At 73.3% G+C, this 23683-nt stretch carries 17 protein-coding genes; 6 read left to right on the plus strand and 11 right to left on the minus strand.

Annotation, left to right across the window (positions count from 1 at the left end; genetic code table 11):
* Positions 1 to 145 precede the first annotated feature (145 nt).
* Positions 146 to 2248, plus strand: a complete 2103-nt coding sequence (locus F7P10_RS36095; RefSeq protein WP_151016545.1) for a SpoIIE family protein phosphatase — start codon at positions 146 to 148, stop codon at positions 2246 to 2248.
* A gap of 274 nt (positions 2249 to 2522) precedes the next feature.
* Here F7P10_RS36095 and F7P10_RS36100 read toward each other — a convergent pair whose 3' ends face one another.
* Together F7P10_RS36100 and F7P10_RS36105 are read right to left on the minus strand one after the other, a co-directional pair.
* Positions 2523 to 4280, minus strand: coding sequence for an NAD+ synthase (locus F7P10_RS36100; protein ID WP_151016546.1), 1758 nt, complete (start codon positions 4278 to 4280; stop codon positions 2523 to 2525).
* Between the two features lie 33 nt (positions 4281 to 4313).
* A complete protein-coding gene (locus F7P10_RS36105; RefSeq protein WP_254716201.1) occupies positions 4314 to 5552 on the minus strand; it encodes an MFS transporter in 1239 nt (412 codons plus the stop codon).
* Positions 5553 to 5607: 55 nt separating this feature from the next.
* Between F7P10_RS36105 and F7P10_RS36110 the strand changes: the two genes are divergently transcribed.
* A complete protein-coding gene (locus F7P10_RS36110) occupies positions 5608 to 6588 on the plus strand; it encodes a DUF5937 family protein (protein ID WP_151016547.1) in 981 nt (326 codons plus the stop codon).
* A gap of 7 nt (positions 6589 to 6595) precedes the next feature.
* On the opposite strand, the gene F7P10_RS36115 is transcribed toward F7P10_RS36110, so the two are convergent.
* Positions 6596 to 7615, minus strand: a complete 1020-nt coding sequence (locus tag F7P10_RS36115; RefSeq protein ID WP_151016548.1) for a terpene synthase family protein — start codon at positions 7613 to 7615, stop codon at positions 6596 to 6598.
* A 272-nt stretch (positions 7616 to 7887) separates the two neighbouring features.
* On the opposite strand from F7P10_RS36115, the gene F7P10_RS36120 reads away from it, so the two are divergent.
* Positions 7888 to 9249 (plus strand): glutamine synthetase family protein, encoded by a 1362-nt coding sequence (locus tag F7P10_RS36120; protein WP_151016549.1) that lies wholly within the window; start codon positions 7888 to 7890, stop codon positions 9247 to 9249.
* 121 nt (positions 9250 to 9370) lie between these two features.
* Positions 9371 to 12430, plus strand: a complete 3060-nt coding sequence (locus tag F7P10_RS36125) for a bifunctional [glutamine synthetase] adenylyltransferase/[glutamine synthetase]-adenylyl-L-tyrosine phosphorylase (RefSeq protein WP_151018509.1) — start codon at positions 9371 to 9373, stop codon at positions 12428 to 12430.
* Here the strand turns inward: F7P10_RS36125 and F7P10_RS36130 are convergent.
* A complete protein-coding gene (locus F7P10_RS36130; protein ID WP_254716202.1) occupies positions 12412 to 13239 on the minus strand; it encodes a phosphatase PAP2 family protein in 828 nt (275 codons plus the stop codon). The genes F7P10_RS36125 and F7P10_RS36130 overlap by 19 nt on opposite strands.
* A 470-nt stretch (positions 13240 to 13709) precedes the next feature.
* Positions 13710 to 15134, minus strand: coding sequence for a type I glutamate--ammonia ligase (gene glnA, locus F7P10_RS36135; RefSeq protein WP_151016551.1), 1425 nt, complete (start codon positions 15132 to 15134; stop codon positions 13710 to 13712).
* Between the two features lie 167 nt (positions 15135 to 15301).
* On the opposite strand from glnA, the gene F7P10_RS36140 reads away from it, so the two are divergent.
* Positions 15302 to 15772 carry an RDD family protein gene (locus F7P10_RS36140; protein ID WP_151016552.1) on the plus strand — a complete coding sequence of 157 codons (471 nt, stop codon included), beginning with the start codon at positions 15302 to 15304 and terminating at the stop codon, positions 15770 to 15772.
* 91 nt (positions 15773 to 15863) lie between these two features.
* Here F7P10_RS36140 and F7P10_RS36145 read toward each other — a convergent pair whose 3' ends face one another.
* The 3 genes from F7P10_RS36145 to lipA form a co-directional block, all read right to left on the minus strand.
* Positions 15864 to 16559: a DUF4191 domain-containing protein gene (locus F7P10_RS36145; RefSeq protein ID WP_151016553.1), complete on the minus strand. Its 696-nt coding sequence runs from the start codon at positions 16557 to 16559 to the stop codon at positions 15864 to 15866.
* Between the two features lie 90 nt (positions 16560 to 16649).
* The gene (locus tag F7P10_RS36150) at positions 16650 to 17870 is read right to left on the minus strand and encodes an IS110 family transposase (protein ID WP_151015311.1); all 1221 of its coding nucleotides are present in this window, start codon (positions 17868 to 17870) and stop codon (positions 16650 to 16652) included.
* Positions 17871 to 18108: 238 nt separating this feature from the next.
* Positions 18109 to 19038 (minus strand): lipoyl synthase, encoded by a 930-nt coding sequence (gene lipA, locus F7P10_RS36155; RefSeq protein WP_151016554.1) that lies wholly within the window; start codon positions 19036 to 19038, stop codon positions 18109 to 18111.
* A 231-nt stretch (positions 19039 to 19269) separates the two neighbouring features.
* On the opposite strand from lipA, the gene F7P10_RS36160 reads away from it, so the two are divergent.
* On the plus strand, positions 19270 to 19776 hold the full coding sequence (locus tag F7P10_RS36160) for a YfbM family protein (RefSeq protein ID WP_151016555.1): 507 nt from the start codon (positions 19270 to 19272) through the stop codon (positions 19774 to 19776).
* A 7-nt stretch (positions 19777 to 19783) separates the two neighbouring features.
* Here F7P10_RS36160 and F7P10_RS36165 read toward each other — a convergent pair whose 3' ends face one another.
* The 3 genes from F7P10_RS36165 to lpdA all read right to left on the minus strand — a co-directional run bounded on the left by F7P10_RS36165 (position 19784) and on the right by lpdA (position 23630).
* Complete coding sequence (locus F7P10_RS36165; protein ID WP_151016556.1) at positions 19784 to 20521, minus strand: peptidase E; 738 nt, start codon at positions 20519 to 20521, stop codon at positions 19784 to 19786.
* 173 nt (positions 20522 to 20694) lie between these two features.
* A complete protein-coding gene (gene sucB / locus F7P10_RS36170) occupies positions 20695 to 22194 on the minus strand; it encodes a 2-oxoglutarate dehydrogenase, E2 component, dihydrolipoamide succinyltransferase (RefSeq protein WP_151016557.1) in 1500 nt (499 codons plus the stop codon).
* 41 nt (positions 22195 to 22235) lie between these two features.
* Positions 22236 to 23630 carry a dihydrolipoyl dehydrogenase gene (gene lpdA, locus F7P10_RS36175; RefSeq protein ID WP_151016558.1) on the minus strand — a complete coding sequence of 465 codons (1395 nt, stop codon included), beginning with the start codon at positions 23628 to 23630 and terminating at the stop codon, positions 22236 to 22238.
* Between the last annotated feature and the right edge of the window lie 53 nt (positions 23631 to 23683).

Consider the following 23683-nt stretch of genomic DNA (forward strand, 5'->3'; position numbering starts at 1 on the left):
GCGAGATAGGTGCAAAGTGGGGTTCGGCATCCGGTTTTCCGCACGGTAAGGCCGATCTTCTCCCCGCGTCACGGTGTCATGGCCCATACTGTCGCTGGATACTGCTACGAGACCGGCTGTCTGGAGCGCGTCAGTGAGATCCGTCATGGCGCCGCGAGGCGACGTCCCCGGCCCCGACTCGGCGTCCCGAACCCTCGTCCTGGGCGTCGACGGCGCCCGGCGGATCGTCCAGTGCGGGCCCAACGTCCGTGCCGTCCTCGGGCGGGAACCCGGGGAACTGCTCGGCCGCGCCGCCTGCGACCTCGTCGCGGAGGAGGGCAAGGCCGAACTGGAGGCCATGCTGGAGGCCATCGGCGCCGGCCAGGAACGGCGCGGCATGCTGCCGGTGCTGAACCGGGGCGACATGGTGTCGGCGATCGTGACCGCGCAGCCCATGCTCGGCGGCGACGCCGACGCCGCGCCCGCCGGGCTGCTGTACGTGCAGGTGGCGCTGCCGCCCAGCGAGCGCTACCAGGACCCGGCCCTCATGCGGCGCGCCCTGCTGGACGACCCGCTCACCCGGTTCGCCGACTCGCTGGACCTCGACCAGTCCGCGCGCAAGATCGTCGACGTCATCGTCCCGCACTACTGCAACGCCGCGTCGGTGCTCGTGCTGGAGAGCCTCGTCGCCGCCGACGAGGTGCACAGCGAGTCCGGCTCGGCCGTGATGCGCCGCGTCGCCGTCACCTCCGACGACGACAACCCCGCGTGGACGTCCGCGTTCCCCGTCGGCGAGGTCCTCGTCTTCCCCGAGGGCACCCCCTACCACGAGGTCATGGACACCGCCCGTCCCGTCCACAAGCCCCACATCGACGGTGCCGCGGCGGCCGCCATCGGGAAGATCTGGCGGCGCGGACCTGCGGGCGAGCTGCTCACCGACGTCTCCATGGTGCTGCTGCCGCTGATCGCGAACGACACGCTGCTCGGCTTCATCGCCTGCACCCGCGTCCCCGGCTTCCGCAAGTTCGACCTCTACGACGTCGAGATCGGCATGGAGTTCGCGGCCGGCGCGGCGATCGTCATCGAGAACGCCCGCCGGTTCAGCCGCGAGCGCGCCACCGCCCTCGCCCTGCAGCGCAGCCTGCTGCCGAACCGGCTGTCGGCCCCGTCCTCGGTCGAGGTGCGGCACCGCTACCTGCCCGGCAGCAAGCTCGTCGAGGTCGGCGGCGACTGGTACGAGTCGATCGCGCTGCCCGGCGCCCGCGTCGCGCTGATCGTCGGCGACGTCGCCGGGCACGGCGTCCGCGCCGCCGTCACGATGGGACGGCTCCGCACCGCCCTGCACACGCTCGCGAACCTGGAACTGCCGCCCGCGGACGCCCTGCACGTCATGCACGAGCTGATGATCGAGCTCGGGGAGCAGGAACCCCACTTCGCCACCTGCGTGTACGCGGTGTACGACGCCACGACCGGCACCATCGAGATCGCCTCCGCCGGGCACCTGCCGCCGCTGCTCGCCGGTCCCGGCGGCGACAACGAGTACCTGCGGGTCCCGCCCGCGCCGCCGCTCGGCGTCGCCGGCGGCGCCGCGATCGAGAGCCGCGAGTTCACCGTCGAGGACGGCAGCCTGTTCGTCATCTACACCGACGGCCTCGTCGAGAACCGCGGCCGCGACATCGACGACGGCCTCGCCCGCCTCCGCGCGATCTTCGGCCCGGAGTCGGTGGACCGGCCCATGGAGGACCTCGCGAAGGCCACCCTCGCCGGCGTCTACGCCGACCAGCACCGCGACGACATCGCCGTGCTGATCGCCCGGCTCCGCCGCCTCCCCGAGGACCGCTGCGCCTCCTGGACGCTGCCCGCCGACCCCGCCGCCGTGCGCCGCGCCCGCGGCCTCGTCCGCGCCCGCCTCGCCGACTGGGGCCTCGAGGACCTCGAGTACACCACCCAGCTGCTGATCTCCGAGCTGATCACCAACGCCTACCGGTACGCGCACGGCCCCATCGAGCTGCGGCTGCTCTACGAGCGCACCCTCGTCTGCGAGGTCCTCGACCGCTCCGCCGCCCTGCCCCGCCTCCGCCGCGCCGAGGACGACGACGAGAACGGCCGCGGCCTCCTGGTCGTCAGCCAGCTCGCGCACCGCTGGGGCAGCCGCCGGACCGCCGCCGGCAAGGTCGTCTGGTGCGAGCAGGTCCCACCCGGCGTCGACCCCGAGCCCATCGACCTCGACTCCACCTGGCCCGGCGAAAGCCACCACCTCCCCGGGTGAGCCCGCCGGGGCCGCGGCGGCCTGCGCCGGCCGGCTCCCGGGCCGGCCGCTCGACCGTGCCGTTCGGCTCCAGCCCGATGCGGGCGCGCTCCGCGCGGTCCCGCGCGAACGGGGGGCGAGCCCGCAGGACGTCGGGCCGGCGATCGACTCGCTCGCGGTCGGGCGGCCCGGCCCGTGAGACGACGAGCGCGCGGGCGGGCTGATCCGCCGGTGATCGAGAGCCTTCGCCCGGGAGTCCCGTCCTAACGCGCGGAACCGCGGAGCGCCGGGCCGCTCACCCGCGTTCCCGCCAGCGGTTGGTGATGGGGAGGCGGCGGTCGCGGCCGAAGTTCTTCGGGGTGATCTTCGGGCCGGGCGGGTACTGGCGCCGCTTGTACTCGGCGATGTCGACCAGGCGGATGACGCGGTCGACGAGGCCGGGGTCGTGCCCGGCGGCGATGAGGGGGTCGCGGCCCATGTCGCGTTCGACGTAGTCGGACAGGACGGCGTCGAGGAGGTCGTACGCGGGGAGGCTGTCGCGGTCGCGCTGGCCCGGGCGCAGTTCGGCGGACGGCTCCTTGACGATGATCGCCTCGGGGACGGGCTCCTGCGCGAAGGGGTGCAGGAACGGCAGGTCGGCGGTGAGCGCCGTGTTGCGCCAGCGGGCGAGGTCCCAGACGGTGGTCTTGAAGACGTCCTTGATCGGGGCGAAGCCGCCCGCGGAGTCGCCGTAGAGGGTGGAGTAGCCGGTGGCGAGTTCGCTCTTGTTGCCGCCGGTGAGGACGAGGTGGCCGTGCTCGTTCGACAGGCCCATCCACACGTTGGCGCGGATGCGGGCCTGCAGGTTCTCGGCGGCGAGGCCGTGCAGGTCCAGTTCGGCCTCGAACGCCTCGACCATCCGGCTGATCGGGACGATCCGGGAGTGCAGGCCCTGGCGCTTCACGAGGTCCTCGGCGTCGGACACCGAGCCCTCGGACGAGTAGCGGCTCGGCAGCAGGATCGCGTGCACGTTCTCGGGGCCGATGGCGTCGGCGGCGATGGTCGCGACGAGGGCCGAGTCGATCCCGCCCGACAGCCCGAGGACGACCGAGCGGAACCCGTTCTTGCGGACGTAGTCGCCCGTGCCGAGGACGAGCGCCGCGTAGATCTCGGCGAGGTCGTCCAGGGGTTCGGCGACGGCCGGCGGTTCGGGGGCGTAGGCGGGCAGCCGGACGGGCGAGAGCGTGCGGCGCTCGACGGTGAAGGTGACGCCGTCGGACGCCTCGACGGACGCGGGGCCCTCGCCCGGTGACGCTTCGGGAAGGTCGAGGTCGGTGATGAGGAGGTGCTCGACGAACTGGGGGGCGCGCGCGACGAGGGCGCCTTCCGCGTCGACGATGACGGAGTCGCCGTCGAAGACCAGTTCGTCCTGCCCGCCGACCAGGTTCACGTACGCGAGGGCGCACCCGGCTTCGCGCGCGCGCTTGGCGCACAGGTCGAGGCGGACGTCGTCCTTGTCGCGCTCGTAGGGGGAGGCGTTGATGGAGAGGAGGAACCCGGCTCCCGCGGCGCGGGCGATCCCGGCGGGCCCGCCGTCCTGCCAGAGGTCCTCGCAGATGGCGGTGGCGACGTCGATGCCGTGCAGCCGGACGATGGGGAGCATGTCGCCCCGCTCGAAGATCCGGTACTCGTCGAACACGCCGTAGTTCGGCAGGTGGTGCTTCGCCGAGCTGATCAGGATCTCGCCGCCGTGCAGCCACGCGGCGGCGTTCAGCGGGCGCCGGCCGCCGGCGCGGCGGTCGAGGTGCCCCACCACGACGGGCACGTCGCCGAGGCCGGCGTCGGCGAGGCGGCGGGCGACGCCGGTGAGGGCGCGCCGCGAGGCCTCGACGAAGGACGGCCGGAGGGCGAGGTCCTCCACCGGGTAGCCGGTCAGTGCCATCTCGGGGAAGGCGACGAGGTGCGCGCCGGAGCCGGCGGCGGTCCGTGTCCAGTCCACGATGAGGTCGGCGTTGCCGTCGAGGTCGCCGACGGTCGGGTTCACCTGCGCGAGCGCGATCCGGAGCTGTGCCACCCCCCAAGAGTAATACGTCCCCGCCCGGTATCGTCACTTTGACGAAAAATGGCGGTGGCGGATCGCCGGGGCGAGCGCGAGCTGTCCGGCCGCGGCGGCCAGCGCGAGGGCCAGGCAGGTCGTCCACAGCAGGGACGGCCCGCCGAGTCCGAGCAGCTGGGTGCCGCCGAGCGGGGCCAGCAGGAACCCGCCCGCCCAGGCCGTTCCGAACAGGCCGCTGTACCGGCCGCGCAGGTCGTCGGGGGCCAGGTCGGCAACGACGGCCTGCAGGACGGCCGCCGCGACGATCTCGCCGCACGTCCAGACCAGGATCGTCGCGGTGTAGGCGGGCACCGAGGACGCGAACGCGGTCAGCCCGTAGCCGACGCCGACGAGGACGAATCCGGCGACCAGCACCCGGCTGTGGTCGCGGCGGCTCAGCCACGCGTTGACCAGCGGCTGCACGATGACGATCAGCACCCCGTTCGCGGCGATCGCCAGCCCGTAGGCCTGCGGGCCGAGGCCGTCCTCCCGCATCGCCAGCGGCAAGGTCGTCATGCCCTGCATCAGGACGAACGTGTACAGCAGCGTCACGGCGACGTAGGCGACCATCACGCGGTCGCGCAGCGCCCGCAGGTACCCGCCCCGTCCGGACCCGCTCCGGCCCGGCGCCGCCCGCGTCTCGGGAACGGCCCGCCACACCAGCACGCCGAACGCGGCGCAGGTCAGGGCGTCGATCCAGAACAGCCACAGGAAGCCCTGCCGGGCGAGCGTCCCGCCGAGCACCATCGCGACGGCCCAGCCGAGGTTGACCGCCCAGAACAGCAGCCCGAACGCGCGCGGACGGTCCGCCGGGGAGATCAGGTCGGCGACCATCGCCTGCGACGCGGGCCGGTACATGTCCAGCAGCAGCCCGAGGGCCAGCGCGGACGCGGCGAGCGCCGGCAGGCCCCGGGCGTGGCCGAGGGCGAGCATCGCGGCGCCGGTGCCGACGGTCGCGGCCGTGAGGGTGGCGCGGCGGCCGATGCGGTCGGCCAGGACCCCGCCGACGAACTGGCCCGCGAGCGACCCGGCGCCGAGCAGCGCCATCACCGCGCCCGCCTGCGCCAGCGAAAGGCCTCGCACGGTGGTCAGGTAAAGGCCGAGGAACGGTTCGACCATCGTCCCGAGGCGGTTCAGCAGCGTCCCCGCCCACAGCACCCAGAAAGTGCGGGGGAAGCCGCCGATCCGGGGCTCGAAGAAGGCCGCGATCCGGCCGGGCGGTTCGGTGGGGATGTCCTGTGCCGTGGTCACGGAACCGATGCTCCGGGAGGGCCCGCGGGAGCGATATTGATTTAGCCTGAGCTTAATGATCGAGATGGTGTTCGCCCCGGACGACGTCGCGCGGGTCAGGTTCGCGTTCTCGCCGCTGTGGGAGATGGTGAGCAGCCTGCGTGTCCTGTCCGATCCGTCCGGGCACGCCCTGCACCTGCCCTGGGTGCACGCAGTACGGCCCCGGCTGAGGGGGCTCGACCTGGCACCGCTGCGACGGCTGGTGCCCTCCTGGGGCTACATTCCCGACTTCCTCACGCCACCGCCGGAGGGCCCGCTGCCCGATCTCGGCGCCGAGCTGGCGGCGGTCCGGGCCACCCCGCCCGAGGTCGTCGCCACCGAGCTGCGGTACATGCCGCCCGACCCGCGCAGGGCCGAGATGGCGGCGCGTCCGGAGCGCACCCTGGCCGTGGTCGCCGGGCTGCTCGAGGAGTACTGGGCCGCCGCCGTCGAGCCGTACTGGCCCCGGGTCCGCGACCTGCTGGAGGGCGACGTCCTGCGCCGCACCCGCGCCCTCGCCGCGCGGGGCGCCGCCGGGGTGTTCGGCGACCTGCACGAGGCCGTCGCGTGGCGCGCCGGGACGCTCGCGATCGACCGGCGCTGGGACTTCCGCGGCACCCTGGACGGGCGCGGGCTGCTGCTGGTCCCGAGCGCCTTCGTCTGGCCGGCGGTGTCGGTGATGATCCCGCCCTACCAGCCCATGCTCTGCTACCCGCCGACCGGCGTCGCCGCGCTGTGGGAGACGCGCCGCCCCGCCGGACCGGACGGGCCCGCCGCGGCGCTCGCCGCGCTGCTCGGCCGCCGCCGCGCCGGGCTGCTGCTCGCGCTCGCCACCCCGGCGTCCACGACCGAGCTGGCCGGGAGGCTGGGCGTGACCCCGGCGGCGGTCAGCCAGCACCTCGGCGTGCTGCGCGCCTGCGGGCTCGTCGCCGGGCACCGCCTCGGCCGCCGCGTGCTGTACGCCCGGACGCCCGCGGGCGACGCCCTCGCCGCCGCGCCGGGCACGGCGGCCCGCTGACGCGCGGTCAGCGCAGCGACGCCAGCGCGTCCAGCCGGGGCGCCGGGACGGCCGCGCCCGCCTCGTACCGTCCGGACTCGGCGAGCCAGTCGATGTGCGCCCGCGGGGTGTCCAGCAGGACCCGGACGACCTGCGCCGCCGCCGCGCGCTGCGCGACGGTCAGCTCCAGCCGGTCGAGCATGTCCGGCAGCCGCCGCGCCGCCTCGCGGGCGTCCTCGATCCGCTCGGCGACGCGCGCCGCCACGGCCGGACCGGCCTGCGCGGGGGTCGTCCCCTCCGCCTTCGCCAGCACCGCCGGCAGGTCGTGGACGTCGCCGCGCGCGGCCTCGAGATCGTGCGAGGCGATGTCGTTCGACCAGGCCACGGCGTCGGCGACGGCGTGCGAGAGCGCCTTCCAGCGCGGCGTCCGCAGCAGCCGCGCGGGCAGCTCGACGCCGAGGACCGGCTCGATCAGGTCGTACAGGAACGGCCCGCACGCGCGGCGCCGCAGCGGCGCGTACGCGCGCGGGTCGGGCACGTGCCCGATGCGGCGGTTCACGGCCTCCTGGGCGCAGCCGTCCCGGTGCGCCTCCAGATGGAGCATGAAGCGGCGGCGCCAGTCGCGGCTCATGCCCTTGGACGTGGCGTGCCACAGCTCCACCAGCGTCGCCTCCAGCGGCCGCGCGCCCGGACGGGGATGCCCGCGGCGGGTCGCGCGCAGCAGGTCGTCGTACAGCGAGTGCACGGCGCTGCCGCTGTCGGCGAGCGGCTGGTGGTCGAGCATGTCGTCCAGCGCGAGCGTCCAGGTCAGCCACCGGGCGAACAGGTCCACGGCGGCGAGGTCGGCGGACGGGAAGACGCGGGCGGCGAGCCGCTCGCAGCGGGCCCGGCCGAGCGGAGAGGTGTCCGGATCTCCGAGCACCAGGCCGCGGCCCCGGGCCCAGGTCTCCACCTGCGCGCACAGCTGCCACGACTCGGGGTGCATGGCCGCGGGCGCGGCGAGCGCGCCGGCCCGGTCGGCCGTCGAGAGAAGAAGAGAGATGTCCACGACGCGGTTCACGTTAATGATCAGTTCCCGGTCGAGGCCCGATCGGCACGTCAAGATTCGGGAAACGGCTGCTGGGGCCGGGGATGGGTGGGCGATACGGGGCATAGGTCCGATACCTTCGGGCGTGCGGCCGTGAGCGAACACGCCACCTCGCGTCCACGGAACCGACGAGGGGCGCGTAACGTCGTGGTAACAGCGGCCGGGCATACTGCAGAGTGACCGGCTCCGTCGATGCGGCGGGCCGGTGGCGCAAGGCACCGAGGGAGAAGGCTTTGGACCGTCAGCAGGAGTTCGTGCTCCGTACGCTGGAGGAGCGCGACATCCGGTTCATCCGGCTGTGGTTCACCGACGTGCTCGGGTTCCTGAAGTCGGTGGCAGTCGCGCCCGCCGAACTGGAGGGCGCCTTCGGCGAGGGCATCGGTTTCGACGGCTCGGCGATCGAGGGCTTCGCCCGCGTGTACGAGGCCGACATGATCGCCCAGCCCGACCCGTCCACGTTCCAGGTGCTGCCGTGGCGCTCGGAGTCGCCCGGCGTCGGCCGGATGTTCTGCGACATCATGATGCCGGACGGCACGCCGAGCTTCGCCGATCCCCGCTACGTCCTCAAACGCTCGCTCGCCCGCGCCGCCGACCTCGGGTTCACGTTCTACACCCACCCCGAGATCGAGTTCTTTCTGCTGAACACCAAGCCGGAGGACGGCAGCGCGCCCGAGCCCGCCGACTCCGGCGGCTACTTCGACCACACCCCGCACAGCGCCGCGCACGACTTCCGGCGCAACGCGATCATGATGCTGGAGTCCATGGGCATCTCGGTGGAGTACAGCCACCACGAGGGCGCGCCCGGCCAGCAGGAGATCGACCTGCGCTACGCCGACGCGCTCACCACCGCCGACAACATCATGACGTTCCGGCTGGTCATGAAGGAGGTCGCGCTCGAGCAGGGCGTGCACGCGTCCTTCATGCCGAAGCCGTTCACCGAGTACCCCGGCTCCGGTATGCACACCCACATGTCGCTGTTCGAGGGCGACCGCAACGCCTTCTACGAGCCCGGTGCCGAGTTCAAGCTCTCCAAGGTCGGGCGCGCGTTCATCGCGGGAGTCCTGCGGCACTCCGCGGAGATCACCGCCGTCTGCAACCAGTGGGTCAACTCCTACAAGCGGCTGTGGGGCAACGTCGGGTCCGCGGCGGGCGCCGGGGGAGAGGCCCCGTCGTACATCTGCTGGGGGCACAACAACCGCTCCGCGCTCGTCCGCGTGCCGATGTACAAGCCGCACAAGGGGCACTCCACGCGGATCGAGTTCCGCTCGCTGGACACCGCCGCCAACCCGTACCTGGCGTTCGCGGCGATCCTCGGCGCCGGGCTCAAGGGCATCGAGGAGGGCTACGAGCTGCCCGCCGGCGCGGAGGACGACGTCTGGGCGCTCACCCCCGCAGAGCGGCGCGCGCTCGGCATCGAGCCGCTGCCGCAGAACCTCGACGAGGCCATCCACGCCATGGAGCGCAGCGAGCTGATGGCCGACGTCCTGGGCGAGCACGTGTTCGACTTCTTCCTGCGCAACAAGCGGCAGGAATGGGAGGACTACCGCCGCGAGGTCACCGAGTTCGAGCGCAGGCGGCTGCTGGCCGTCCTGTGACGGCCGGGGCGGCCGCATCGGGCCGTCCGGGGGGCGCGTACGCCGCACCCGGAGTCCGGCGCATTACGGTTGAGGTGTGACCGAGCCGAGCACGACCGAGCCGGGGAACGCCGAATCCCGGATCCGCGACCGCCACCCCTCCCTCGCCGGACGCCTGGCGCGGCTCGGCTTCACCGACGCGGGACGCGCGCAGCGGCTCGTCCGCGACGCCGAGGCCGACGACGGCGTCCGGCTCGACGGGGCGCTGCTGGAGGCCCTGCTCGGCGCGCTCGGCGGCACCGCCGACCCCGACCTCGCGCTGAGCGGCCTGCTGCGGCTGCTGGCCGCCGCCGACGAGCACGGCGAGGGCTCCGAACTGCGCGCCGCCCTCGCCGCCGAGGACGGCACCCGCGACCGGCTGACCGCCGTCCTCGGCGTCAGCGTCGCGCTCGGCGACCACCTCGTCCGGCACCCCGGCCACTGGCACGTCCTGCGCGACCACCGCGCGGGCCACGGCGACGTCCGCGCGGAACTGCTCGCCGCGGTCGGCGCGGCGCCCGCCGACGCCGGACCCGGCACCGGGCAGGGCACCGAACCCGTCGCCGCGTCCGCCGGGCCGGACGCGCTCGGCGCGCTGCGCGTCGCGTACCGCCGCCGCCTGCTCGACCTCGCCGGGCGCGACCTCGTCGGCGCCGCCGACGTCGCGCGGGTCGCCGCCGAGCTCGCCGACCTCGCCGCCGCCGCGCTCGAGGCGGGTCTGGCGATCGCGCGCGCCGAGGTGCCCGAGCACGCGTCCTGCCGCCTCGCCGTGATCGGCATGGGCAAGTGCGGGGGCCGCGAGCTGAACTACGTCAGCGACGTCGACGTCGTGTTCGTCGCCGAAGCCCGCGACGGCGCCTCCGAGGACGCCGCGCTGCGCGCCGCGACACGGCTCGCCGCCGCCACCATGCGGGCCTGCTCGGCCACCACCGAGGAGGGCTCACTCTGGGAGGTCGATGCGGCGCTGCGCCCCGAGGGCAAGGCGGGACCGCTCGTCCGGACCCTCGCCAGCCACCGCGCCTACTACGAGCGCTGGGCCAAGACGTGGGAGTTCCAGGCGCTGCTGAAGGCCCGGCCCGTCGCGGGCGACGCCGGCCTCGGCGCCCGCTACATCGAGGCCGTGGCCCCGCTCGTGTGGGCCGCCGCCGAGGGCGAGGGCTTCGTCGAGGACGTCCAGGACATGCGGCGCCGCGTCGAGGCCGACCTCAACCGGCGCAGCGCCGAGGCCGAACGGCAGCTCAAGCTCGGCCCCGGCGGCCTCCGCGACGTCGAGTTCGCCGTTCAGCTCCTCCAGCTCGTCCACGGCCGCACCGACGAGACCCTCCGCGCCCCCGGCACCCTCGAGGCGCTCGCCGAGCTGTCGCGCGGCGGCTACGTCGGCCGCGACGACGCCGCCGCCCTGACGTCCGCCTACCGGTTCCTGCGCCGCGTCGAGCACCTCCTGCAGCTGCACCGGCTGCGCCGCACCCACCTCGTCCCCGACGACGGGGACGACCTGCGCCGCCTCGGCCGCGCCCTCGGCCTGCGCACCGACCCGGTCGCCGAGTTCACCGCGCTGTGGCGGCGGCACGCCCGCGAGGTCCGCCGCCTCCACGAGAAACTGTTCTACGCGCCGCTGCTGCGGGCCGTCGCGCGGCTCCCCGAGGAGGAGGCGCGGCTCACCCCCGAGGCGGCCCGCGCCCGGCTGGAGGCCCTCGGCTTCGACGACCCGGCCGGGGCCCTGCGGCACATCGAGGCGCTCACCGCCGGGGTGTCGCGCCGCGCCGCCATCCAGCGGACGCTGCTGCCGGTCATGCTCGGCTGGTTCGCCGGCGCCCCCGACCCGGACGCCGGGCTGCTCGGCTTCCGGCAGGTCAGCGACGCCCTCGGCACCACCCCCTGGTACCTGCGGCTGCTCCGCGACGACATCACCGTCGCCGAGCGGATGGCGTGGGTGCTCGGGGCCAGCCGCTACGCCACCGACCTGCTGCTGCGCGCCCCCGACGCCGTCGGCATGCTCGCCGGCGACGCCGAACTGGTGCCCCGCCCGCACGACGCGCTGCGCGCCGAGGCGCTCGCGGCCGTCCGCAGGCACGCCGCGTCCCCCGACGCCGGGACGGCCGCCGCCGAGGCGGCCGTCACCGTCGTGCGGGCGCAGCGGCGCCGCGAGCTGTTCCGCGTCGCCGTCGCCGACCTGCTCGGCCGCGCCGACGTCACCACCGTCGGGGAGGCGCTCACCGACATCGCCGCCGTCACCGTGGAGGCCGCCCTCCGGGCCGCGACCGACGCCGTCGAGGCCCGCACCGGCGAGCCCCTCCCCACCCGCCTGGCCGTCGTCGCGATGGGCCGCTTCGGCGGGCGCGAGCTCGGGTACGGCAGCGACGCCGACGTCATGTTCGTCCACGACCCGCACCCCGGCGCCGACGAGCGCGCCGCCGACCGGGCCGCCCGCGCCGTCGCCGAGGAACTCCGCCGGCTGCTGTCGCTGCCCGCCCCCGACCCGCCGCTCGCCATCGACCCCGACCTGCGCCCCGAGGGCCGCCGCGGCCCGCTCGTCCGGACCCTCGCGTCCTACGCCGCCTACTACGCCCGCTGGTCCGAGCCGTGGGAGACGCAGGCGCTGCTGCGCGCCGACCCGATCATCGGCGATCCGGGCCTGCGCGACCGGTTCCGCGCGCTGATCGACCCGATCCGCCGCCCGCCCGGCGGCATCGCCGAGGACGCCGTCCGGCAGATCCGCCGGCTGAAGGCCCGCATGGAGTCCGAGCGGCTCCCGCGCGGCACCGACCCGCGGCTGCACGTCAAGCTCGGCCCCGGCGGGCTGTCGGACGTCGAGTGGGTCGCCCAGCTCATCCAGCTCCAGCACGCCCACGACGTCCCGGAGCTGCGCACCACCCGCACCCTCGCCGCACTGGACGCCGCCGTCCGGGCGGACCTGCTCGACCCCGCCGACGCCGAGGTGCTCGCCGCCGCCTGGACCCTCGCGACCCGCATCCGCGGCGCCGTCATGCTCGTCCGCGGCCGCGCGTCCGACCTGCTGCCCACCGACCACCGCAGCGACCGCAGCGCCGTCGCCCGCGTCCTCGGCCACGCCACCGCCGGGGACCTGCTGGAGGACCACCGGCGCTGCACCCGCCGCGCCCGCGCCGTCGTCGAGCGGGTCTTCTACGGCGACACGGACTGACCCGCGCCCACCGGCTCGGGACGGTCGCCGGGCGCGGCCGGACGCGGCGCGGGAGCGGGCGGCGCGACCGGCCGCCGCAGCAGCCGGTCCCGCGCCTCCAGCAGCCGCCGCGGCCGCCGCACGTACAGCAGCCACGACAGCGCCAGCGCCCCGGCGACCAGCGCGAACCCCGCGACCGCGTCCAGCACGTAGTGGTTCGCCGTCGCGATGATCACCACCGTCGTGGTCGCCGGATACAGCACGCCCAGCGCCTTCAGCCACCGCCGGCCCGTCAGCCGGAACAGGACGAACCCGCACCACAGCGCCCAGCCGGCGTGCATCGACGGCATCGCCGCGTACTGGTTCGTCATCGTCGCGGACGCGTCGCTCGCGTACAGGCCGAACGACTGCAGCGCCGTCACCGGGTCGACGAACCCCTGCTCGCCCAGGAACCGCGGCGGTGCCAGCGGGTACAGCCAGAAACCGAGCACCGCCACCCCGGTCGCGATCATGAGGGACGTCCGGAGCCACCGGTAGTCGCGCGGCCTGCGCAGGTACAGCCAGACCACCATGCCGAGCGTCACCGCGAAGTGCATCGTCGCGTAGAAGACGTTCGCGGCGCGCGCCAGCCAGGGAAGTTCCAGAAGCGCCTGGTTGAGCGTCAGCTCGAAGTCGAGACCGAGGGCGCCCTCCAGCCGCAGGATCTGGTCCGCGTGGGCGAACGCGGACGCGGTGCCGTCCTGGACGAGCACGATGCGGGTGAGCGAGTAACCGGTGTAGAACAGGACGATCAGCAGCAGCTCGCGCCATACCGGGGGTACGGTGAACACCCTGAGCCGCGGCGTTGCGGCCGGCCTTCGCGGCTCGCCGGGCGGGGCCTGGTGGGCCGGGGCTCGGCGAGGGGCCGGGGGGGCGATCTGGGCCATACCGACCATCATTCTCCGGCGGCCGCGATATGTGATCACCGCAGCGAACGGTCTTCACCTCAGACCTGAGTAGTACGACCCCGAGGCCCTGTCCGGTCTTTGGGGGGAGTTCATCAGGGCTTCCCGGTGGATTTCCTCCACCCGGACTACATCCCGGAGCGCAGCCGGCACCGCCCCGCGCCCCGCGCGCCGGCACCGCCCCGGCCGCGTCCGGCGCGGACCGCCCGCGCCGCAACGCCTCCCCGGGCCGTTCGTCGCCGTGCACGTCCGCAGTCCCACGCCGCCTCGTCGCGTCCCGCCCTCATGGACACCGGGCCGTGCAACGCCGTGTGGCCCCGGCACGAAAGCGCCGGGGCCACACGGAACGGGGCGGATCAGATGTCGTAGTACATCTCGAACTCGTGGGGGTGGGGGCGGAGGCGGATCGGGTCGATCTCGAACTCGTTCTTCATCGCGATCCAGGTCTCGATGAGGTCCTGGGTGAAGACGCCGCCCTCGAGCAGGTAGTCGTGGTCGGCCTCGAGCGACGCGAGGACCTCGGGGAGGGAGCCGGGGACCTGCGGGATCGCGCGGGCCTCCTCGGGCGGGAGCTCGTAGAGGTCCTTGTCGACCGGCTCGGCGGGCTCGATCTTGTTCTTGATGCCGTCCAGGCCGGCCATCATCATCGCAGAGAAGGCCAGGTACGGGTTGCAGGACGGGTCCGGGACGCGGAACTCGACGCGCTTGGCCTTCGGGTTCGAGCCGGTGATCGGGATGCGGATGCAGGCGGAGCGGTTCCGCTGCGAGTACACGAGGTTGACCGGGGCCTCGAAGCCGGGGACCAGCCGGTGGTAGGAGTTCACCGTCGGGTTCGTGAAGGCCAGCAGGGACGGCGCGTGCTTGAGCAGGCCGCCGATGTAGTAGCGGGCGTTGTCCGACAGGCCCGCGTACCCGACCTCGTCGTAGAACAGCGGCGAGCCGTCCTTCCACAGCGACTGGTGGCAGTGCATGCCGGACCCGTTGTCACCGAAGATCGGCTTGGGCATGAACGTGACGGTCTTGCCGGCGGCGCGCGCGACGCTCTTCACGACGTACTTGTAGAGCAGCAGGTTGTCGGCGGCCTTGAGTAGGGTGTCGAACTTGACGCCGATCTCCGACTGGCCCGCGGTGCCGACCTCGTGGTGGTGCAGCTCGACGTTCAGGCCGACGTTGAGCAGCTGCGCCGACATCTCCGAGCGGAGGTCGGTGTAGTGGTCCATCGGCGGGACGGGGAAGTAGCCGCCCTTGTAGCCGGGCTTGGCGCCGAGGTTGCCGCCCGCCTCCTCGCGGCCGGTGTTCCACGCGCCCTCGATCGAGTCCAGGTGGTAGAAACCGGCGTTCGGCGACGTCTGGAAGCGGACGTCGTCGAAGATGTAGAACTCGGCCTCGGGACCGAAGTAGCAGGTGTCGGCGATGCCGGAGCCGCGCAGGTAGTCCTGGGCCTTCTTCGCCACGTTGCGGGGGTCGCGGCTGTAGGGCTCCCCGGTCAGCGGGTCGTGCACGAAGAAGTTCAGGTTCAGCGTCCGGTGCTGCCGGAACGGGTCCAGCACGGCGGTCGCCGGGTCGGGCAGCAGCAGCATGTCCGACTCGTGGATCTCCTGGAACCCGCGGACGGACGAGCCGTCGAACATCAGGCCCTCGGTGAAGATGCTCTCGTCGAAGCGTTCGACGGGGAACGTGAGGTGCTGCATCTTGCCGGGCAGGTCCACGAACCGGCAGTCGACGAACCTGACGTCCTCGTCCCTGATATAGCGCAGGATCTCTTCGGCGCTGCTGAACATCCGGCCTCCTTGTGGGACTCCTTGGCTCCCCACGAGGCTAGGCAGCCGCCGTTTCCCGTCCATGTCCCATATGTTTCGGGCGTGTTACGCGGACGGTCCTTCCTGTGGCGCTTCGTCCGGAGGCGGGGCCAGTCGGCGCCCGCCGGGGGAGCGGATAGCGTAGGGACATGAGCAGTGGCAAGGGCCCGCGCTGGACGCAGACGTGGCTGGGCGGCGCGCGCGCGGCAGGAGTCGACCTGGGGCAGCCCGGGGAGCGGATCGGTTTTCCGGAGAACGGCAGCGGCGCCGTCGCGAGCTACGGCCGCAGGATCGCCGCGCTGTTCGTCGACTGGGGTCTGTCGATGCTGGTCGCGAGCCTGCTGGCCACCTCGCTCGACTGGGGCCCGCCGGAGCGCAGCACCTGGACGCTCGTCGTGTTCGGCGTTCAGGCCTGGCTGCTGACCTCGCTGCTCGGCGTGACGATCGGCAAGCGGCTGTGCGGGATCCGGGTCGTCCGGCTGGACGGGCGTCCGGTCGGGCTCGGCTGGGGCCTCGCGCGCTCGCTGCTGCTGCTCCTCGTCATCCCGGCCCTGCTCTGGGACCGCGACTACCGCGGACTGCACGACCGGGCGGCGAACACCGCCGTCGTCAACATCTGACGTCCGGCTCACGCGAACCGGATCACGCGAACCACCTCACGCGAAAGCGCCCCCTCCCGGCGGGAGGGGGCGCTCCGTCGTCGGTGCTCGGTCAGCGCATCCTGGGCTTGGGGCCCTTGGGCATCTTCGCGCCCTTCGGCATCGGCCCCTTCGGCATCTGCATGTTGCGGGGCAGCGCCGTCAGCCGGTCGTTCAGCTCGGCGACCTGCCCCTTGGAGAGGTTGCGCGGCAGCTTCATCAGGTGCCGCTGCAGCTTGTCGACCGGGATCTGCCCCTCCTCGTCGCCCACCTGGACGTCGTAGATGGGGACCTGCTGGGCCGCGCGCGACAGGCGCTTCTTCTCCGCGCCGAGCAGGGGCCCGACCCGGTTGGGCGGCCCTTCGGAGACCAGCACGATCCCCGGCCGCCCGACCGCGCGGTGCACCATGTCGAGGTTGCGGTTGCCGGTGACCGCCTCGGTCACCGTCCACCCGCCGCGCATGTTCTTCAGGATCGCGGCGGCCGCCCCCGGCTGCCCGGAGATCACCTTGTACTGGGCGCGCTGCGCGAGCTGGCCGAACACGATCATGCCGACCGCGAAGGCGGCCAGGATGCCCAGCGGGATGAAGAACCACAGCTGGCCGAAGATCAGCCCGATGGCGACGACGACGGCCAGCGTGCCGATCGCCGAGGCGAAGACGATCGGGAGGGCCTTCTTGTTCGCCTGGTGCAGGACCTGGGCCACCATGCGGATCTGCTTGAGGCGGCCCGGACGCTCCTGGCCTCCGTCTGCGGGCTTTTTCGACATGGTTCCAAGGATAGTCGGGTCGGGGTCGTCACCGGACAGCCGATTCGTCCCCGAACGGTGTGCGGGTCAGACATCCCTGGAGGTTGGATGTCAAGCGGCGAGGTCGTGGTTGTGGTGTGACCATGCGGTCGCCCGGTCGTAGAGGGTGCGGGTCTTCAGGCAGCCGTGCAGGATGCCGACGAGACGGTTGCCGACCTGGCGCAGGGCGGCGTTGTGGGCGATGTCGCGGGCTCTGAGCCGGTCGTAGTAGGCGCGGACGTGCGGGTCGTGCAGGAGTGCGCAGGACGCCTGGAGGTGGAGGGCGTCCACCAGGCGGTCGTTGTGGACGAACCGGGCGTGCACGGTGCGCATCTTGCCCGATTGCCGGGTGATCGGGCTGGTGGCGGCATAGTTCTTGCGGGCCTTGGCCGAGGCGTAGCGTCCCTCGGCGTCCCCGAACTCGGCGAGCACCCGGGCGCCCAGAACCACGCCCAGGCCGGGCTGGGACAGGATGACCTCAGCGTCCGGGTGCCGGCCAAAATGCGCCTCGACCTGCCCTTCCAAGGCCGTGATCTCGGCGTTCAAAGTGGTGATGACCGCGACCAGCGACCGGACGGTGGCCGCGTAGGCGCTCGTGACGATCTCGCCCTGGCCCAGATGCTCGCCGCGCAGGACCTGCTGGATCGCCGCGGTCCTGCCGTCGATGTCGCGGCGGCCCTTGAGCGCCGCCGCGATCTGAGAGCGGGTGAGCTTGGCGGCAGCTTGCGGGGTGGGGGCCCTGTTCAGCAACCGCAGCACCGCCCCGCTGGTCAGCCCCAGGGGCTTGTAGGCCTCCAGCGCGGCGGGGAAGTACTCGCGCAGCGCCGATCGCAGCCGGAGCATGTGCCGGGTGCGTTCCCACACCATGCTCTGGTGCGCCCGGGTGACGACCTTGACCGCCTCGGCGGTCTGGGAGTCGCCCGCGATCTCGCGCAGCTGCCGGTGGCGGGTGCGCAGCATGTCGGCCAGGGCGTGCGCGTCGCCTTTGTCGCTCTTGGCGCCCGAGCTGCCCAGGATCTCGCGGTGCCGGGCGGCCTGCTTGGGGTCCACCGCGAACACCCGGTAGCCGGCCGCGACCAGGGCCCGCACCCACGGGCCCCGGTCGGTCTCGATGCACACCCCGACCTCGGACGCCTCGGCGTCGGCGGCCACGAACCGGCCGACCAGGTCGTGGAACCGGGCCATCCCGGCCATCCCCTCGGGCAGCCGGGCCCGCTTGAGCACCCTCCCCTCCCGGTCCTGGACCTCCACATCGTGATGGTCCTCGGCCCAGTCGTCTCCGACGAACAGCACATCACCCTCCACGCTCGATGGTCGGAGCAGCAGCCCGCAGGAGCCGGTCGGCGACCTAATGGACAAGTGCTCACGCCACGATCGGGCGGGCACGACATCCCATCAGCGATCAAGACCCCTGACCACCGGCGAGGGCACAATCTGACCCAAGGACTCAAGGTCCAGGCGATAAGAGTGCTCACTCACCGGCGGCTACCAGGCACCGAGTCTGCCAGCGCGGCTGACCCGGTACCTCCCATTAGGCGTCCCGGGCCTCGACGGCCTGCCGGTAGAGGCGTCCGGCGCGGTAGCTGGAGCGGACGAGCGGACCCGACATCACGCCCGCGAAGCCGATCTCCTTCGCCTCGTCGGACAGCTCGACGAACTCTTCCGGCTTCACCCACCGCTCGACCGGGTGGTGGCGCGGGGACGGGCGCAGGTACTGCGTGATCGTGATCAGTTCGCAACCGGCGTCGTGCAGGTCGCGCAGCGCCGCGGAGACCTCCTCGCGCGTCTCGCCCATGCCCAGGATCAGGTTCGACTTGGTGACCAGCCCGTCCTCGCGGGCCCGGGTGATCACCTCGAGGGAGCGCTCATAGCGGAACCCCGGACGGATCCGCCTGAAGATCCGCGGGACGGTCTCGACGTTGTGGGCGAGCACCTCGGGCCGCGACGAGAACACCTCGGCGAGCTGCTCGGGCTCCGCGTTGAAGTCCGGGATCAGCAGCTCGACGCCGCAGCCGGGCACCGCCGCGTGGATCCGCCGGACCGTCTCGGCATACAGCCAGGCGCCGCCGTCCTCCAGGTCGTCGCGGGCGACGCCGGTGACGGTGGCGTACTTCAGGCCCATCGTCACGACCGACTCGGCCACCCGGCGCGGTTCGTCCCGGTCGAAATCGGCGGGCTTGCCCGTGTCGATGTTGCAGAAGTCGCAACGCCGGGTGCACTGCTCCCCGCCGATGAGGAACGTGGCCTCACGGTCCTCCCAGCATTCGAAGATGTTGGGGCAGGCCGCCTCCTGGCACACCGTGTGCAGGCCCTCGGACTTCACCAGCCCGATGAGCTCCTTGTACTGCGGGCCCATCTTCAGCCGGGTCTTGATCCACTCCGGCTTGCGCTCGATCGGGGTCTGGCTGTTCCGTGCCTCAATGCGCAGGAGCTTGCGCCCCTCAGGTGTCACCGTTGTCACCCGTTCAGCCTACGTCGCGGTTTCCGGGATCGGCACACCGCGGCCGCCCGGCCCGGCGGCGGGGGGCTCGATGCAGTATCGGGATCATCTCGAACGAGTGACGGTACCGGCCGGGGCGCCGCGGATTCGCGTGTTTCGGCCATCTCTTTCCCCGGACGTCTCTAGGGTGGCTCCCTGTCGTCACGAAGAGTCGTCACGGGTCGTCCGAGCGGTGTGGACAGGAGGAGCGCAGTGGGTCTGGCAATGTCGTACCTCAGGGTGCCGCCGGTGCTGGAGGGTGAGTCGGATCCCGGCCGGGTCGCCCGCCACGTGTTCGGCGACCGCGAGTGGCGCCGCCGCGCCGCGCCCCCGCCCGTCGACCTCGGCGGCGCCTGGCAGGCCCTGCACTACCTGCTGACGGGCGACGCGTGGGACGGCCGCCAGCCGGACGCGGACGTGGTGTGCGGCGGCCGGCTGCTGACCGAGGACGGCGCCGACGAGCTCGGCATGGACGTCATCTACCTGGCCCCTGACCGCGTCAAGCCCGCCGCCGACCACCTGGCCGCGACCCCGTTCGCCGACGTCGCCGCCCGGTTCGATCCCGCCGCGATGCACGCTGCGGGCGTCCAGGATGCCGCCGGGCTGGGCGCGGCCGCCCGCGACGAGGTGCTCGCGCCCGCCTACGAGGCCCTGACGGACTTCTTCCGGGCCGCCGCCGACGCGGGCGAGGCCGTCTACAAGGTGATGATCGCGTCCTGACGGCCCGTCAGAGCGAGGCGAGCAGCCGGGGCTCCAGGCGCGTCTCCTTGGCCGTGCCCGGCCCGTCCGGTTCCACCCGGTAGGCGCCCGCCTCCTGCCGAAAGGAGACGGCCTGGACGAACTCGGTGCCCACGTAGTGCAGGGCGACCGACTCGTCCGCCGCGTACCCGCCGGGGAGCGTCCCCTCGCCCACGAGCTGCTGCAGCAGCGGACGGCGCTGCGGGTCGCTGTCGTAGTGGACGCCGCAGGAGTACGGCAGGAACCCGAGGCCGTCGGTCAGGGGCCGCAGCTGCGGGCCGAACGAGTCGGTGTTGCCGCCGACGTGCCAGCACAGGGCGCCCGCGCTCTGCCCGGACAGCACGACGCCCGCCTCCCACGCCTCACGCATGATCTCGTCGACCCCGTGCAGCCGCCACAGGGCCAGGAGGTTGGCGACGCTGCCGCCCGACACGTACACGAGGTCCTGCGTGAGCAGGTGCGCCCGCATGTCGGCCACGTTCGGCATCGGGAACAGCGCCAGGTGGCTGACCTCGGCGTCCAGCGCGGCGAACGCCGCGTAGAACCGCGACACGTACTCGGCGCCGTCCCCGAGGGCGGTGGTGAGGAAGCACACGCGGGGACGGTCCTGCCCGGTGAGGTCGGCGGCGTAGCGCAGCAGCGGGCTCGGCGCGAGCCCCTCGCGGCCGTCGGGGACGAACGATCCGCCGCCGATCGCGAGAATGTGCGGCTGTCCGTCGGTGCTCATGCGCCCTCCTCAAGGCCCGTTCTCCGGGGCCGGTCGGTCTCGCTGTCACCGTACGGCCACCCGGGGGCGCGGACCGCGACTTTGACGAATCTTGGGCGGAACGGCGAACCCCCGCCGTCCCGGCGGGACGGCGGGGGCTCGCGTGACGCTGCGGCGGGCCGGAGACGAGCCGGTCAGAGGCCGAGCTCGGACTCGAAGTTGCCCTCCTCCAGGCGGTGCTTGACGGTGCCCAGGAAGCGGGCGGCGTCAGCGCCGTCGACGAGCCGGTGGTCGTAGGTCAGGGCCAGGTAGACCATGGACCGGACGGCGATGACCTCGCCCAGCTCGGGGTCGTCGATGACGGCCGGGCGCTTCACGACCGCGCCCGTGCCGAGCATCCCGACCTGCGGCTGGTTGAGGATCGGGGTGTCGAACAGGGCCCCGCGGCTGCCGGTGTTGGTCAGCGTGAACGTGCCGCCGGCCAGCTCGTCCGGGCTGAGGTCGCCGGTGCGGGTCCGCTCGGCGAGGTCGGCGATCCGCTGCGCGAGCCCGCCCAGGTTGAGCTGCCCGGCGTTGTCGATGACCGGGACCATCAGGCCGCGCTCGGGGACGTCCACCGCGATGGAGAGGTTCTCCACGTCGTGGTAGGTGACCTCGTTCGTCTCGCTGTTGACGACGGCGTTGAGCTTCGGGTGCGCCTTGAGCGCCTCGACCGTCGCCATCGCGAAGAACGGCATGAACGACAGCTTGACGCCCTCGCGGGCCTGGAAGTCGGCCTTGGCCTGCTCCCGCAGCCGCGCGATCTTGGTGACGTCCACCTCGACGACGGTGGTGAGCTGCGCCGACACCTGCAGCGACTCCACCATGCGGCGGGCGATCGTCTTGCGGATCCGCGACATCGGCTCGGTCCGGCCGCGCAGCGCGAGCTGGTCGGCGGGGGCGGCGGCGGGCGCCGGGGCGGCGGGCCTGGACGGCCGCGCGGCCGGGGCGGACGGCGCCGCGGCCGGTGCGGCCGGGGCGGCGGACTCCTGCGCCTGCCGCTCCTTGGCGGCGCGGGCGGCCTCGAGGACGTCCTGCTTGCGGATGCGGCCCCCGACCCCGGTGCCGTTGACCGAGTTCAGGTCGACGCCGTGCTCGGTCGCCAGCTTGCGGACGAGCGGGGTCACGTACGGGCCGTCGGACGGCGCCTCGGCGGACGCCGCGGACGGCGCGGAGGGCTGCTCGGGCACCTGCGGGGCGGGCTCCTGCGGGGCCTGCTGGCGGGGCTGCTGCGGGGCCTGGGCCTGCGGGGCGGGCTCCGGCGGCGCGGCGGGCTGCTGCTGGGCGGGCGGCGGCCACGCGGCGGGCGGCGGGGCCTGCTCCTGCGCCTGCTGCTGCGGCTGCTCCTGCTGCGGGGCGGGCGCCTCCTGCGGCTTCTCCTCGGCCGCCGGGGCGGCGCCGCCGGACGGCGCGTCCCCCTCGTCGCCGATGACGGCCAGTTCCGCGCCGACCTCGACGGTCTCGTCCTCGGCGACGGTGATGCTGGTCAGGATGCCCGAGGCGGGCGAAGGGATCTCGGTGTCGACCTTGTCGGTCGACACTTCGAGAAGCGGCTCGTCGGTCTCGACGCGCTCACCCTCCTTCTTCAACCAGCGGGTGACGGTGCCCTCGGTGACGCTCTCGCCGAGCTGGGGCATGGTGACGGAGACCGGCATGGCTCTCAGCGACTCCTTCGAAGAAATGAACCGTGCGGCGTTCAGCCGTGCACGTGCAATGGCTTGCCGGCGAGGGCGAGATGGGCCTCGCCGACGGCCTCGGATTGTGTCGGATGGGGGTGGATCAGCTGCGCGACCTCGTCGGGCAGGGCCTCCCAGTTGTAGATGAGCTGCCCCTCCGCGATGAGCTCGCCGACGCGCGCGCCGACCATGTGCAGGCCGAGGACGGGACCGTCCACGGCCGCGATCACCTTGACCTCGCCCTGCGTCCCCAGGATCTTGCTCTTGGGGTTGCCCGCCAGGTCGTAGGTGACCTCCTTGATCTCGTGCCCGCGCTCCCGCGCCGTCGCCGAGGTGATGCCGACGGAGGCGACCTCGGGGTCGGAGTAGGTGATGCGCGGGACGCCGTCGTAGTCGATCGGCGGCGGCGTGAGCCCGCCCAGCCGTTCGGCGACGAGGATCCCCTCGGCGAACCCGACGTGGGCCAGCTGCGGCGTCTGGATCAGATCACCGACCGCCGAGATCGTGGGGACGCTGGTGCGGCAGTACTCGTCGACCTTGACGAATCCGCGCTCGGTCTCGACGCCGGCCTCGGCGAGCCCGACGCCGTCGGAGACGGGGCCGCGGCCGACGGCGACGAGCAGCAGCTCGGCGTCGATCGTCTTGCCGTTGTCCAGGGAGACCGCGATGCCGCCCTGGGTGGTCTTGACGCCCTCGAAGCGGGTGCCGAGCTCGAACTTGACGCCGCGCTTGCGGAACGCCCGCTCGAGCCGCTTGGAACTGGACTCCTCCTCCAGCGGCAGCAGGTGGGGGAGTGCCTCGACGATCGTGACGTCGGCGCCGAACGAGCGCCACACGCTCGCGAACTCGACGCCGATGACGCCGCCGCCGAGGACGACGACGGAGCCGGGCACGTGCTCGAGCCGCAGCGCGTGGTCGCTGGAGATGACGCGCTCGCCGTCGATCTCCAGGCCGGGCAGCGACCTGGGCGCCGCCCCGGTGGCCAGGACGACGTGCGCGCCCTCGAGCTCGCGGACCGTCCCGTCCTGCGAGGTGACCTCGACCGACGTCGGCCCGGTCAGCCGGCCGGTGCCGTGCACGACCTCGATGCCGCGCCCCTTGATGAGGCCGGTGAGGCCCTTGACGGTCGTGGTGACGACCTTGTCCTTGTAGGCGTTGACACCGGCGACGTCGATGCCCTCGAACGCCGCCTTGACGCCGAACTTGGCGGCCTCGCGGGTCTGGTCCGCCACCTCGGCCGCGTGCAGCAGCGCCTTGGTGGGGATGCAGCCCCGGTTGAGGCACGTCCCGCCGAGGGACTCGTCCCGCTCGATGAGCGCGACCGACTTGCCGAGCTCGGCGGCGCGCAGCGCGCACGCGTATCCGCCGCTGCCGGCACCTAGGACGACGATGTCGAAGGGGCCGCTGTTGGCCACTGGACGCTCCCTTTCCCGGTTCTGGCGCCGCGTGGACCGCGGCGCCGGGGCGG

Source organism: Actinomadura sp. WMMB 499 (genome assembly GCF_008824145.1).
GTDB lineage: Bacteria > Actinomycetota > Actinomycetes > Streptosporangiales > Streptosporangiaceae > Spirillospora.